A 16,224-nucleotide genomic window follows, 5' to 3' on the forward strand; every position below is an offset into this window, starting at 1 on the left:
TATTTTTATTTTAAATATAGCCGATTAAACGCAACCATTTATTATCTTCGGTCACTACATACTCTAAGGTTAAATAATTATTTAAGTCATAACCTAAACCAAATTCATTACGATGAACCTCAAAATCTCGTTGCGCTCGCATATGCCAACGTTCGCCAACGGTTTGACGAATCCAAGCACGACTATATTTATCTGAGAGATTATACTGATAGGCAATTGTAGTATCTGGTGTTATATGATATGCATAAGATGGATAAAAGGCCCACTTATACGAATCAGGGAAAAAATTAGTCTCTAAGTACCAATCACCACGACCTTGTTTAACCCCAGTAAATAATTTGAACCCTACATTATGTTCAGTATCTGTCCCCATATCCAAATAGGCTTCACCGCGCACTATATACCGTGATGAGTCAACTTGAATTTTCAAGAGCAAATCTGTACCTAGTTGTAAACTAGGCACCATAGATATGCCGAACCGCTCACTCGCCCGACTTGTATTCAACTCCTCTTGTACTCGACCTAAAATATCGCCTTCATGACGAGCAATAAAAGCCACCGGTACTCCTTCATAACCGACTAAATAATTATCATAATAACGTTTAGTCGTAAAAAAAATACTGGACGGCAATGTATTGGAGGATATTTCAGTACTACTGTGCCTTACTACAGCGCCTTGTGGAATTAAATACACCCGCACTTTGGTACTAGTGCCAGGTGTAATTTCTACTTGAGGAATGAATTCTGGTAAAGCCCCCTCCAATTCATTACGTACTAATTGACTCGTAACAGCCGAAGCCCAATCTAATGAATCTAAAGGTGCACCTAACAAAATTTGCTCAATACGAGGTTCTACAAAGGCTACATCTTGAGCTACTAATTGCTGTGCTACTGAACTTAAGTTACCATATTCGACCGTAACATCAACCGACTGAATGGTTTGTCCATACGGACGTAAACGAACAGCCAATTGACTTGTTTGTCCCGGTATAATTTCCAAGGATTCTACTGTATAACCATATAAAATACGATCAATAATATCACTGGTTACTTTATGATAAGTAGCTTCACCGGCTAGCACAGTATCGGTATCAACTCCAATATACAATTTGTCAGCCGCAGTTTGTACGGCCGCGGTCATACGCTTGGCCAATACGGCGGGTAACGGTTGTCTGGCCCCTTCTAGGTGTACCGTTACAGCCTCAATCGGTGCCGCGTGAGTAATTGATGTGGTAGTAGCGGCCATACAAATGGCCGCCCCCACGCGTAAGCCCCAGCGTTTCATAATTAGAACTGTCCACCAAAGCTGAAGTGGAATTTCTTATCATCTTTACTTACACCATAATCAAGACGAATTGGTCCAATTGGCGTAGTAATACGAACACCAGCACCAACAGAGATGTTAAAGGATTTATCATCATCATACCAAGTCGAACTAATTGTTGGTGCATCCCAAGCATCACCCATATCAGTAAAGAGCACGCCTGTTACTTTATTAAAGATTGGTACGCGGTATTCTAACGTAGCATTGTACATTTTCTTACCACGGAACTGATCATCTTCAAAACCACGAAGTGTATCAGCGCCACCTAATGTATAAAGAGCACTAAATGGTACATCCCCTTGAGCCCAGCCAATACGGCCTCGGAAAGCTAATACTTGATTTTTACCGATTTGTTTATAACTACGATATTCACCAGTGAATTTATAGTAATCAAAGTCACCGCCTAAACCATGACCAGCCCATTGCACCGTCCCAGATAAACGTTGACCACGTTTTGGATCGTAAATATTATCACGGGAATCATAAACTTTCTGCCAAGTTACGCTGTTGGTACGACCGAAGTTATTATCAATGTAATTTTTACCGGCAAAATCTAGTTCTTCTCGCTGTCCATCAGAATTAATTTTTGCATTATCCCATTGATACGAACCATCATGGCCTGGACCGCCACCAGCACTATAGTTATAACCGCTCATTTCATCTTCGTCGAACTTCCAGCCATCTTTACGTGTTTCAAGTGTTACATAGTCACGCGTATATTCACCAGTCTGACGACCTAAGGAAATACTAATCCCTTTTTGTGTTTTAACGTATTCAGAAATATCTTCCCCGTCAGAGTTGTAGTCTGTATAGGTATCTTCACGGTCGAATACAGTTAAGCCAAGGGATGTCCCTTTGTCATCAATCCAAGGGCGTAAGTAAGATACGGAGTAGTTTTTATAACCAGCAGTACCACCGAATTCCCAGTGAACTTTAACTTTATCACCAGTACCACGTAAGTTATCTTCCCCAACTTCTACGATACCTACGAAACCATCGGAATCAGAATAACCAGCCCCTAAGGTAATGGTCCCTGTTTTATGTTCTAGTACATCAATTTCAAGGACTACTTTATCTGGTGTAGACCCTTCTAATAAACGAACATTAACATCATCAAAATAACCTAGGTTATATACTTTTTCAACGGAACGACGAACTAAGAATTTATTAAAAGGCTGACCTTTTTTCTGATTAAATTCACGAAGAATGACATAATCCTTCGTCTTTTTATTACCATGCGGTACAATATCTTCTACAATACCTTCTGTAATAGAGATATGAAGTACCCCATTTTCATCAACCGCTAAATCGTTAACACGTGCTAAGATATAGCCGTCACGGTTATAAGCCGCATTAATCCCTTGAATACGTTCACCTACTTGTACGGTATTAAGTACTGTATCTGGCTGTACATTGAGGTAATTAACAAGCATTTCATTACTATACACGGTATTACCTTCAAATTGTACCGATTTAACCACCGGATTAACCGTCACTTTATAAGCTACTTTAACCCCCTCTGGTACTACTGTAATAACAGGATTAATTTCAGATAAATAACCAGTAGCCCCTAAAGCTGCAATGTCTGCTTTGATAGCTTCAATAGTTAATGTATCGCCAATATGACTCTTTAATAAAGCCACATATTCACCTTGTACTTCAGCGGGCAAACCATCAACGGAGAAACCTGTCATCACTTTGCCTACATAAGGCTGTAAGGCTTCATCAGTTACGCTAGAGAAGTAACGGGCATCTGGTGTAGTAATTTCAGTTTGTACCCCAGCTGCTTGCTGTTCTTCCAATTTTGCCCCTTCCCCTTTAGCTACAGTTAATACGCCTTTATCTTGAGTAGCCAATGATGAGTTATCTAACTCTTGTCGTTTTGCTTCCTTTTCATCAGATTTTTGGGCTTCTTCGATGCCTCCACGAGCCGCACTAATAGCATCTTGTGCTGCGGCATCACTAGCATCCATTGTGCTAGCTACCGTTGCTGTATTCTGCGTGTTTGTAGCAGTTGTTTCATCCGCCGCCCACACCGTAGTGCCACTTAATGCTGCCACTACAGCTACAGCCAACATGTTTTTATAGGCTCTCTTATTCATCATTTACTACATCCTCCTAAAAAATAATGCCTTCATAGTAATAAACATATTGTTCATTTGTGTATTATTAAATATTCTATAAAACCTTGTTATTCTTGTCCTCTCAGACTTCGTCCCCCTTCACGTACAGCCTCTTGAATCTGAGTTGTACTTATAACTGGTGTTGTAACGGTTTCGTTTGTTTGTGTATTAACAGTAGCCGTTGATGCAGAAGCTTCATAAGTACTATTCGCAACCGTTGACGGCGAGTCAACTTGATTTGACTCTATCACTGGCTGTGAAGACTCTACCTCTGATGTAACAATTGGATGAGTCACATTGTCTGAATCTACCGTAGGTATTGCTTTTACTGTAGTTGTAGTATTAGCAGAACTGTTAGTCACACTATCATTTGTAATGTCCTTATCAGAATCACTAGGGGATCCTATAGTTGTTACTGTGTTAGACGTATCACTAAACGCAGGCTCTAACTCCTGTTTTCTTTCCACCGAAGTAGTATTCGGTAACACAGATGCACCAGTACCTTGCCAAGCGAAGTATGTACCGCCTAGCACGATAAGAACGCCCATGACTAATGGCCAATAACCAATGCGCTGCCACCAAGTCACCGTTTGCTTCTCATCAAGATGTTGCATTTCTGCCTTAGCTAGCATTAATTGCAACTGCCCTTTAGTGGTAGAATCATCAGCATATGCCTGTTCTGCCTTGTCAAGCCAAGTCTTCACTGAACGGATGCGTTTCTCCATATTGTCACTTGTCTTATTCATAACGGCCTCCTTTCATACTTACATATTCGTAAGAAAGGATGATTTTGTGAACTACTTATATCACATTAATCTGTTTTATTATAGCATATATATGACATTTTATTAATAATTCCTTGCAACTTCACGGTTAGTTTATAATAATTTTTTAAAAAGTTTAGTTTTTCAGTTATTTTTAATAAAAAAACGAACTGCCGTTAAGACATTTGTCTTTTAACAGTTCGTTACCTATCCCCATATACTATTATATTAAAATGCCTAACACCATAGCACCTAACTTACTAAGCCTACCTGCTACTCATTCCATATCTTACGAGTGCGACTAAGCATGCCCCGTAACCGCTTAATGCCTTGACGGTGAAGTCGGTGTATATAGCTATTACTAGTCGATAATTCGCCGGCTACGGATGCAATCGTACGATCGGCTAAATACACCTGTTCCATAACATGACGTTCCTTTCCTGGTAATCGTTCTAATGCATCAACGACTACCTGTTGAAAAGCTTTAGATTCAACGGCCATTTCAATGGAAGGTCCCTCGTCAGGCAATTGTTCCCACCAATATTCATCCTCTTCGTTAGGCGCGCTTAATACAGTACCACCCTTGCCTTCTTTACGTAGATAGTCAAGAATACGCCCGCGCACGCGATGTACTGCATACAAGGAAAAAGCAACTCCTTTTGTATAATCAAACCGTTCAACCGCTTCAATCAAACCAACTGTGCCTTCTTGTACACAATCCATAACGTCACCAACCATTTGACGATACGTCATGGCTTCGCGAAAGACCAAGGGCTGATAATGTTCAATGAGGGCCGTACGCGCCGTTTCATCATCTTGTTCACGATACGATTGCCAAAGAGCTAGTTCTTCTTCAGGAGATAACAATTTTATTTTTTCTAATTCTACTAAATACGAACTAAACACGACGCCCCTCCTTTCTTAATTAAAACTCATAGGTCCACTGACCACCAATATACGAATGATCATTACTATTCATCCAACCATTAATACTAAAATTGTTATTAATATCATACAAAATCCCATAAGACTGCAAATCATTATTAAGACCTTGACTATACGTTACCATTAAATTTGGTAGTAAGTATTTACCAATTTCAATATTATAATAGCTATTTGTCTCACTATTAATCGGTTCATTAGGGTCAATAGAACCTGTTGTTATATTGATTAAATCAAGGCCAAACGCATCTTTCAACGGGCCTTCAATATATCCCATCAACGCAGAACGCACACCAGCGGCTAACAATGCATTAGCATCCTCAGAAGATACACTACTATCATTGCCAGAACTATAACCAAACGTAAGCAATGATACGATTTGTCGTTCTTCTAAATGAGGATCAGACGTTAACTTCAAATCCATCTGCTCCACAGGACCATTTACATCCATATAAACGCGATAAGAGCGAACACGCGATTCTGCTTTTACATGTAATAATGGCAAGAAAGAGCCTTGCATAAAATCGGCTTTACCTTCCGTAATTTTAAACGTATTGTTTAAATACTTCAATGTACCTTCTTCTACATAAAAAGACCCTTCTACATGAGGGAATGCTGTTGTACCGCCAATATGGGCACCACCGCCAAGAATAAAGTCATATAAACCCCCACTATATAACCGAACTTTCTTACCTACATTAACAGTAAAGTCTAAACCTATAGGGTCGCCCCCTTCAGTCGTAGCAAAAGATAATGGTATTGTTAACGTATCTTTCTCTAAATCTAAATGGCCCACTACAGTTGGCAAGCCATCTTTTAACATAACACCAATTTCACCATTCAATGGCCCAGTAAAGAATTCATGTTCGACTTCAAGATTATTCAATTGAACAACCCCAGCATAGTTAGTAAGGCTTGTGCCCTGCCAGCTTACTTCACCAGATAAACTAGCATTACCTTTCCCCATCGTAGCACCACCAATTAATTCCGCCTTTTGATTCTTAAAAATCATTTGAGCCGATACATCGGTCAAGTCCTTTTTCACGCCATCAAAATGGATCAAGCCATTTTCAACGCTAATCGTACCATTAACTAAAGGCTGATCATAATTGCCTGTAATATGGAGTGCCCCTTTTAATGGCCCCACGCCTTCTGTAACAGCGGGGAACATTAATGGCAATACCGCTAAATCGGCTTCATTCACATCTAAGGTTAAATCCATAGCAGACGTATCACCAGGTGGCAAATACCCGGATGTATAAAAAGCAGCTAATGGCACAATACCACGGAGTTTTGCTTTATATTCACCGCGCTGACCTACTAATTGTTGCAAATGAATAACCTTATCTTCCATGGTCGCCATTGCATATACACGATCAAGACCTACACCATTATAACTAGCGCCGGTTAATTCAGTGGACAATTCAACGTGAGGATTTAATGTCTTACCCGTTACATTAGCAATTAAATGGAGATGACCAGATGCCGGTACTGGCGCTTTCATTAATGGCAGTAACGATTCAATATCTACATTATTCGCTGCAATTTGAATATCACTATCGCCATCTAAGTCCGCCGTTCCTACAGCCGCTAACATACCATCACCAATTGGCAATTGTCCTTTTTTTATCGTAATTTTTTTATCTTGCAAGGTCACATCTAAATTAGCTGTCCCCCACGGATTACCGCCTACTACAATATCATCAATAGTCCCCACTAAGGTCATATCAGGATTTTTAAAAGTCCCACCTAAGTCAAGTCGACCATTAATAAATCCACTAGTATTCGGTACATCTATATTGGCTACGCGTAAAAAGTTTGTTAATTCACCGTTTTCTATCGTAGCATAGCCAAATAGTCGTTGACTACCATCTAAAGACAATCCTCCATCAATCAGGAATTTACCTCGTTCCCCTTCTTCAAAGGATACCTTATCTAAATGTAATACCGTTGGATCTGCATAAATACCACCTGATACATTGTGTAAAAGCATACCGTTAATACCGATTTCACTAGACCCCAATGTACCTTGTACCACTGGTTTATCCAATGTACCCGTAACCGTACCTTCTATTGTCATATAGCCATCAACGGTAGCATAATCCTTAAGCCACGGACGTAAATAAATCGTATCACCTAAGAAGTTAAAATTAAGTTGGCCTTCTTTATAATAACCATGGCCTTTAATCGTAGCACCATAAGCTTGTGCCACTAAATCACGAATACCAAATGCATTATCTCCATAGCGGAAAGCAAAACGTACATCACTGAAAAGTTTACCTTTAACCGAACCATCCCAAGCATGTACAAAGCCACGTACTTGTGGGTTAGACAACGTTCCTTTAATATCTGTACGAACATTTAACCACCCCGTTGCCTCTGCCTCAGGGGCTATGGACTGCGTCACATTTTCAATACGTACTGAATACGCACTAGCCTGTAAATCTAAAGCCTGTGAAGCACCTAAATCAGCCGTACCAGCCAAGTTATAATATCCATGACCATCTTGAACAAATCCATTAGTAATCGTCACTAATTTATTATTCATAGCCAAATCAGCATAGGCATTATCAAAACGTACACCCGCTATGTGACCACCATCAGAGGCCACTTTTGCCGTCACTGTCGGATTACTAATAGCCCCTTCAACACGACCAGTGATGGTCGCCAACCCTTCCATAGGTTGATTTACATAGTCACTAAACATAGCCAATGGTATGTCCTTGGCATTAAAAGTTAAATCTAAACTATCTGTATTAGCTGTTCCATAGGCAGTAAACGTGCCTTCGCCAACCGTGCCATTTAAGTAGTTAATATGATACTGCCCATCACGGCCATCAATCTGCCCGGACAAACTATCAGTCGTGATATTTTCATAGCCAATGCCTTGGCCTTCAAAAGTAGCCGATACCGTAGGTGCTAATGACCCCGTATTTCCTTTCACATAGGCTTTACCGCGCACTGTCCCATGAAGCGGTTCACCCAATGCTTGCCCTACCAGCCCAAGAGGAATCTCAGTTCCGTCTAATGAAAACTCATAATCTTGTGATTTCAAATTAAATTGTCCACGACCACTAGCTTGCCCACCATTTAAAGCTAATTCTACATCAGATATATCCAATATATCCTGATTATAAGCTAGCGTCGCTAATCCCTTTTGCAACACATAGCCTTCATAATTTACATCATTAGCTTCAACGGTAGCATTCACAATAGGATCTGTAAACGTACCATATACATGCGCTACGGCATTAATAGAACCTGTAACGCCCTTATCAATTAAGGATTCAATTTGAACCTCTTGTCCACGCAGCGTTAAGTTTAAGGCAGGATTGTCCGTATCTACAATGTCTACATTTCCATGAGCAAAAAACTGTTGCCCATTAACGGCCACGCGTCCATCAGTAACCGTAATAGTAGTACCATTGAAGTTAACATGGCCGGTTCCTTGACGAAGTTCATATGGTAAAGGACCTATATCAGGATTGCTATAATCAACAGCCATATGTTTAATATCAACGCCACCTTCATAGGTCAAAGCGCCCGCCTTACGATTTATGGTTAATGCAATATTTTCAACCGTACCACCTAAAATTTGAGCCGTTACCTCTTCAGGAATCAAGTCATTTAGATAATCCAAGGTAAGCGATTGTGCTTTTACAAATAATGAAAAATCTGCTGATTCATCATTCGTATAGGAAGCTTTTACTGTAATTGGTTGTGCATCGACATTAGCTGACAAAGCACCCTCAATAACAGGATATTCTCCTAATTTAACAGCCCCATTAATTGCTTCTACCGACGTTTGGCGACCATTTAGCCAAGCTAATTTAGCCACTCCATTGTTTAGAATGATATTCCCACGAAATTCCATAGGTTTATCACTATCACTTTGTTTAACTAATGAAGTAATATTCCATGTATTCTGAGATGTTTCCACAGCATATACGGTAGGATCTGTCAAAGTCACAGAATGAATTAAGCGCAAAGCGGCTGACCCCGTAAATGGCATCTTGACCGCTTCCCATATATCCAATGATACATCCGTGCGTGGTACATCAGCGACTAAAGCACCTCGTTCATCTTTGATTTGCAAGTCATCAATATGAACTGTACCGTCCCATCCAATCTCAAATCGATTGTATGAAGCTGTACCATTAATTGCTGTATTTAATTGTTCTTGTACGATAGGTCCTACTATATCTTCACCTACAGGGCGCAGTAATTGGGCGCCACCGAAGGCTACGGCTAATGCTACGGCTGTAGCTAACCATTTTCGCTGTCCCTTTTTCATTTAAAACTCCTCGCACATAGTTCACTCAGGCTAAACAATAAACGTTTAAACGCTGTATGTATCGTGATTCTATACATGTATTATACAGCAATCCCCACACTAAAAATACATTTTATTTAGTAGCTGTAGCTACTAAAGTTGCCAAAGTTTGACTCGCATTAGCTTCATTAACTAATGGTGCTGCACCGCCAATTGGGGTATCCAATGGCACACCCATAGCGGTTTCTAAGGACGCTACTGCAATATTATAATTGAATAGCGCATCTACATAATTATTACGCGCTGTTGTTAATTTTGTTTCTGCATCAAGAACATCCACATTGGTGCCTACCCCTGCACGATAACGTAACGAAGCAATACGGAAGTTTTCTTGACCTTGTTCTACGGCTACACGAGTACTTTGAATCGTTTGTTCTGCCGCTTTCATATTTAAGTAGGCTTCACGCACTGATAAGTTAACACTATCTACTGCTTGATAATTAGCTTCTTTAGCTTGTTCTAAATCAGCTTCTGCTACCTTAATGCCTTCGCTAGTAGCACCACCATCCCATAAACTCCATGCTACGTTAGCACTAATAGTCCAGCTATTATTATCGGTTCCATCCCAATCACTACCTTTCCAATCTTGAGAGGCTTTCGCACTCAATTTAGGCATATAACCAGCTTTAGCCGATTTAATCTGTTCTTCAGCAGCTTTTACCGCCATAGTGCTCTGTACAAGCTCAGCTCGATGAAGCATAGCATACGCTTGCGCTTCTTCAAGACTTACATTGTATGGAGTATAACCAAGCATAGCGTCAGCTGTTTCAACACTAGTATTCACAGGCAAGGCAATTAAATTATTCAATTTAGCTTCTGCTAAATTCGCTGAGTTCTGAGCTGTTACTAATTCAGTCTGAGCATTCGCTACAGCCGTTTGTGCCGCTAACACATCCGACTTAGCAACTAACCCAACATTATATTGCTGATTAACATTCGTTAGCTGGCTATCATAATCTTTAATTGTTTGATTCGCTACATCCACCTTATTACGTGCTTGAATTAACCCAAAATAACCTTTAGCAGCATCTAATTTTGTCGTTTGACGTTGTACTTCTAAGGCTGCATTAAATCCTTCGCGAGAATAACGGGCTGCATCAATAGCAGATTCTACTTTGCCACCTGTATAAATAGGCACTTCAATTGATATACCATGCCCCGCAGCTGTAACATGAGAAGAATCTGCGGTTGTCCGACTTCCAGAATATCCATACCCAATTGTCGGGTTTTTAGCAGCTGCAGCCACACTTACTTTTGCTTTAGCGGCTTCATAAGCCCAACCAGCTTGACGTACGTCACGATTATTAATAAGTGCTAATTCTACTGTATGAGGCAATGTTAAGGATACTTTATCACCAATCACTTCATCAGTTGCAATTTTATTAGCCACTGTTTGTTGCGTTGTTACCAACGCAGCTTGTTGATATTTTGTTAATTTACTATCTGTCGTCGTATCAGCGGCCCATACGCTAGTAGCCGTTAAAGCCAATACAATGGCCAATGAGAGTGCTTTTTTATTTGCCATGCTATTACCTCCAAAAATTAAAAGACATGTCGAATACCATAGAAATTACCACCATTTTCAGCACTAAACGGTCGAATAAACTGAGCCACTGCATAAGTGTCTTCAAATAAACGAACTTCACTGCGAATACGATAGCGTGTATCATTAAAATCCATAACGGCAGCCGAAATAGAGAATGGACCATTCAAACCATAGTCAACCCCAATCCCTACATCGCCATCAAATAAACCACCACGGAGTAAGAAATCATTAGCTACATACTTACCATAAGTAAGTTCTAACTGACTATTATCACCAATATTTGTTGCCCCTAACGTGAACATACTCTTACCAAATTGCAAACGAAAATCTGCATTAGGATTGTATTTATCACTCGTTGTGTTATATAAAAGCTCTATATTGGCGCTAGCCTTAAAAGGGTACTTTTTTCCGGAATCACTGCTTTCTACATCTCCTCCAGTCAGACGATTTAACTTAGTTGTTAATTGAGCGGTATTATGCAATGTTTCCTTAATATCCTTACTGCTTTGTGGGTCAGTCACAACCCCTTCCATTGAGGAAGCCATATTATTCAAACTATTAGTAGTCGTTCTTAAATTACTCAAAATCGCACGCATATCACTAGCAGCTTGGCCATCACCATTTAATTCTTGAAGTGATGTATCTAACTGATTCGTAATATTTGTCATATTACGTGTAATACCAGCCATATTAGTTGTAATTTCATTTAAATTACCTTCATTAGAGGCTACCATCTGATTCATACGTGCAGTCAGCTCAGCTGTATTATTGGCAATATCTTCAGTCGTACGCAAAGCATTTCGCAAGGCTGCTTGTGTCTGTGCATCACCAATAACATTATTAATAGAACCTAACGTTTTATTAGCTTCTTCCATCAATACTGTAGCTTGACGCATGGTTTTATCAATATCACTTTGACCATCACCATGAATAATATCACCATCTTTTAAAAAGGTTTTAGAATGACCTGGTGTAATTTGAATAAATTTATCACCTAAAATCCCGTCATTGGCTAAACTAAATTCAGAATCAACAGGAATCTCTGTATCATCCTTAATTTCCATTATTAAAGTAACCCCTTTAGATGTTACTTCCATATCTGTTACTCGACCAACAGCCACACCAGAATATTTAATTTGATTGCCCGTTTTAAGACCTGTTACCGATTGAAACTCACCAGTAATATGCATTTGCGGTGGCTGAAATAACTCCAGACGACCTAAAAAGATAACACATGCCGCAAATAAGCAAAGGCCAATAATGGTAAATAAGCCTACCTTAGCCTCTGTACTCCACTTCATTTATTCGTTCCCCCCATCTGCGGTATCTTCTAACATATCACCGCCATGTATAAACTGTTGCACCAACGGATTTTTAGATTTTTTAAATACCGTTGGACTTGATACTTCAATAAACTTACCATTATCTAATAAAGCAATGCGGTCAGCTACATAAAAAGCAGACTGCATATCATGAGTTACTACAATCGAAGTACAGTTAAAATGATGTTGCATACTTCGAATCAATTTACTAATTGTCCCTGACGTAATCGGATCTAACCCTGACGTAGGTTCATCATATAAAATAATGCTTGGATTTTGAGCAATAGCTCTAGCCAAACTAATTCGCTTTTTCATACCACCAGATAGCTCATTTGGCATATAATCCGCCGTATCTGGCAAGCCGACTAGATCAAGCTTCTCCTGTACAATCTCTTTAATATCTGCATTTTTCAGTTCTGTATGTTGTCGTAGTCCAAAGGCTACATTTTCAGCTACTGTCATAGAGTCGAACAACGCCGAATATTGAAAGACCATGCCCATCTTCTCTCGAACTTTATTAAATTCATCATCAGAGAGGCTGACTACATCAACACCATCGACTAAAATACGGCCACTATTAGGCCGCTGCAGTCCTATAACCAATCGCAAAATTGTACTTTTACCAGCGCCACTGCCGCCAAGCACAACCAACGTTTCACCATCTTCTATTTTTAAATTCACATGATCTAGAATGACTCTATCTTCATAGGCCACTACAACGTCTTGCAGTTCAATCATGAAAGGATCCTCAAATCTTCTTTATTCTTTACTATCAAAATATTCTGTAAACACAGGCTACCTTATGGGCAAAAGCCTATTCAGCCTTTTAAAAATATCCTCTATCAATATAATAATAAGGATAAAAAGTAATTCAATACAAATACTAGAATAATACTTGTCACAACTGAACTAGTAGTGGCATTACCCACAGCAGCCGCACCCATTTTAGTATACATACCTTTATAAGAACCTACCAAAGCGATAACGGCACCAAATACACTCGCTTTAATCAAGCCATACGTCAAGTCACTGGTCACCGCAAATAGCTGGATGGAGTCAGTATATGTCATACCAGCCAAACCTTTAAAGGCCGTAGCCACTACATAACCACCACTGATACCGATAAGCACACCATAAAACGCCAAAATAGGTACCATAATCATACAAGCAATAACACGCGGTACAACTAAATAACCGATTGGATTAACAGCCATTACTTTAAGAGCGTCAATCTGCTCTGTTACTTTCATGGTCCCTAACTCAGCCGTAATAGCAGCGCCTACACGGCCAGCTAATACAACCCCAACTAAAACAGGCCCTAACTCACGCCCCATCGCGATAGCCATAATACCGCCAACAGTGCCTTGTGCGCCATAACGAATTAAAATATCCGTAATTTGCAACGTCATAACGGCACCAGCAAAAAGCAGAGTTAAACTAATAATGGGCAATGAATCCACACCCAAATGAGCCATTTGAAAAATAACATGCCGCCAGTTAGCCTGTCGTAATTGTTTAATTGTTTGTCCAATTAAAATGACCGCTTCACCACATCGGGCTAACCAAAGTAAGACTTCACGGCCAATTGATTCTAACCACTGCAAGGATGCTCCTCCTCTTACAAACAAGCTTAATCAGCTTTTACTTTTTTATGTTAGCAATAAAATTACTAAACATGATTACTACCCCTCATTTTAGCACAAAACCAGAGATATTGTCATCAGTACCAATAGCGAATCTGTCGATTTTTTTCGATTATTTTTAAAAATTTTCAATTATTTTACAATTTTAACCATACAGATTCCATAACAAGTAAATCATAATTCAAAATTAAGAAAAAGCTGTATAACTAATCCCGTGAGATTAGTCATACAGCTATCTAACTACTTATTTAAGATCTTCATCAGACTTGGTAGCTTCGTCATCTGAACCATTATCATCTGTACCACTAGACTTGCTAGCAACGTTACTGGTTTCAGATGCTTTGCCTTCCTGTTTAGCTTCTTCTTTTAACTTCTTCGCATGTTCCTTAGCTAATTTCGCTTTTGCTTTATCACGATCAGCCGGTGACATGATATTTAACACGAATTGTCCATCGCCCCGAATTACATATTCCGTATCAATTTTAGCTTTATATGGTTCCTTATCATTATTATCATCAATTCCTGGAATATTTTCCTTTGCCTTACTTTTTGGCACAGCACCTGGAATCTGAGTATCTTCTACACCATCGATTTTAGCACTCTTACTCGATGAACCATCGCCATCTTCCACCATGCTAACACCATCTTCCAAAATTTCAACGACAATTTGATTATTCGTATCCGTATTACGCAATTCTTTATAAAATTCATCAAAATCTTTATATGTTTTCAAACGACGAATAATTTCATCGGTTAAATTATATTTTTGCTTTTCTAATAAATAAGGTAACGGAATAACGCCACCGCCCCGTACTTCAAGGGTTACTTCCCCTAAAGGTTGCTCCTTAGGCACCGTAAAGAAAATTTCTTTAGTCACCGGTTCACCACGGAACGGCTGCAATTTCACATTAATAACAATCGTATCACCAGGGGCCGCTACAGCAGGCGACAAAGTTGCATCAGCAATCATAGCGGTTTTCGTATCCTTCGTAACAGACGCATCCACTTGAATATCTGCAATTTCATAATTAATGAAACGATTATTCATAAGTACATCGAGAATATTATAAAATTCATCCACACTCTTCACGCCAATAGCTTCTGACGAATAAAACATATTAGTTCGTTCTAAAGCAGGAATTTTACTATCTCGTGGCTGAATTTTGACTGTCAAAGTTGAAGTCCCTTCACCACTGCGATCTAGCGTCTTACTTAAAAAGCTATATACCGCTGTAGCACCTAGTGTAGGCGTCAATTCATCAGCTTCTACAACTTTAACCCCCGCTTCCCGAGTGCGATTCATATCTAGATCACGAATTGTAATGGCCATCGGAATACCACTAATAATTTGTCCTGAATTACCAGCAATCCCTGCACCACGGTCTTCTGTGACAGCTCCCACTTCAGCCCCCATAGAACCTAATTTAAAACCAGATTCCACGCTTTTCACAACAGTGAAAATAGAAGCATTGTGCATAAAATAACCTACGGATCCCCGTTTTAAAAATGGGTGCCCAAAAGCAACAACCTTATCTTGATCAACGTAGGTAACCGTACCAATAGCGCCTAGTTTCAAATCACCATCCACTAATAAAGCAGCTACTGAACCACCAGCTTTAAGAGGCTTAGCCACATCATCACCATCAGCGGCTGCCGTATCATAGGTACTATATTGATAAGAAGGTAATTTATCCTTCATGTATGCTAAAGCCTCTGGATCAAAGCCATAGGCCATAAGTGGTGTACCTAAGGGAATCAATTGGCTATCCCGCCATGGATTAGCTAAATTCTTTTCATAGGGAATATTCCACAACTTAACCATATCTTCAATCGGTGTGATCATGCCAATAGTGCCATCAGCAAAGCCCCAACCATAGGCTACAGCCCCTACAAGCTTGCCATTAATATAAGCAGGACTACCACTCATACCATGAACGATGCCACCGGTTTGATCCATAACAGGGCCTGAAAATTTAGCTAAAATCAAATCACCTGATGGGCCGCGGTCTTTCATAACACCTAATACTTTTAAATTAAAACTGGATATATCGTCACCAGTTACAACGGTATCAACATGCCCTTCCATTCCCGTACGCACGTCTGCTACAGGCAAGAAATCAACAGCCTGCGCCGAAGACGCTACTGTACAATAAAAGAAAAGCGCCAGTACACCTTTCATATACCGGCGTGATGAACGAATTAACTTCATTCATATCTCCTCTCTATA

At 39.7% G+C, this 16,224-nt stretch carries 10 protein-coding genes; all 10 read right to left on the minus strand.

Features of this window, described 5'->3' with window-relative positions:
* Positions 1-10: 10 nt before the first annotated feature.
* Positions 11-1,285, minus strand: a complete 1,275-nt coding sequence (locus DYE54_RS04300) for a hypothetical protein (protein WP_115310085.1) — start codon at positions 1,283-1,285, stop codon at positions 11-13.
* 2 nt (positions 1,286-1,287) lie between these two features.
* Positions 1,288-3,429: a BamA/OMP85 family outer membrane protein gene (locus tag DYE54_RS04305; protein WP_115310086.1), complete on the minus strand. Its 2,142-nt coding sequence runs from the start codon at positions 3,427-3,429 to the stop codon at positions 1,288-1,290.
* An 86-nt stretch (positions 3,430-3,515) separates the two neighbouring features.
* Positions 3,516-4,193 (minus strand): hypothetical protein, encoded by a 678-nt coding sequence (locus DYE54_RS04310; RefSeq protein WP_115310087.1) that lies wholly within the window; start codon positions 4,191-4,193, stop codon positions 3,516-3,518.
* A gap of 291 nt (positions 4,194-4,484) precedes the next feature.
* Positions 4,485-5,117, minus strand: coding sequence for a sigma-70 family RNA polymerase sigma factor (locus tag DYE54_RS04315; RefSeq protein WP_115310088.1), 633 nt, complete (start codon positions 5,115-5,117; stop codon positions 4,485-4,487).
* Between the two features lie 19 nt (positions 5,118-5,136).
* Positions 5,137-9,447, minus strand: coding sequence for a translocation/assembly module TamB domain-containing protein (locus DYE54_RS04320; protein WP_115310089.1), 4,311 nt, complete (start codon positions 9,445-9,447; stop codon positions 5,137-5,139).
* Positions 9,448-9,559: 112 nt separating this feature from the next.
* On the minus strand, positions 9,560-11,011 hold the full coding sequence (locus DYE54_RS04325) for a TolC family protein (RefSeq protein WP_115310090.1): 1,452 nt from the start codon (positions 11,009-11,011) through the stop codon (positions 9,560-9,562).
* Positions 11,012-11,028: 17 nt separating this feature from the next.
* A complete protein-coding gene (locus tag DYE54_RS04330; protein ID WP_115310091.1) occupies positions 11,029-12,333 on the minus strand; it encodes an MlaD family protein in 1,305 nt (434 codons plus the stop codon).
* Positions 12,334-13,092 (minus strand): ABC transporter ATP-binding protein, encoded by a 759-nt coding sequence (locus DYE54_RS04335; protein WP_115310092.1) that lies wholly within the window; start codon positions 13,090-13,092, stop codon positions 12,334-12,336.
* 104 nt (positions 13,093-13,196) lie between these two features.
* Positions 13,197-13,958 carry an MlaE family ABC transporter permease gene (locus DYE54_RS04340; protein ID WP_115310093.1) on the minus strand — a complete coding sequence of 254 codons (762 nt, stop codon included), beginning with the start codon at positions 13,956-13,958 and terminating at the stop codon, positions 13,197-13,199.
* Between the two features lie 283 nt (positions 13,959-14,241).
* Positions 14,242-16,206, minus strand: a complete 1,965-nt coding sequence (locus DYE54_RS04345) for a SpoIVB peptidase S55 domain-containing protein (protein WP_115310094.1) — start codon at positions 16,204-16,206, stop codon at positions 14,242-14,244.
* Between the last annotated feature and the right edge of the window lie 18 nt (positions 16,207-16,224).

It is taken from the genome of Veillonella criceti, from assembly GCF_900460315.1.
GTDB classification, from domain to species: domain Bacteria; phylum Bacillota; class Negativicutes; order Veillonellales; family Veillonellaceae; genus Veillonella_A; species Veillonella_A criceti.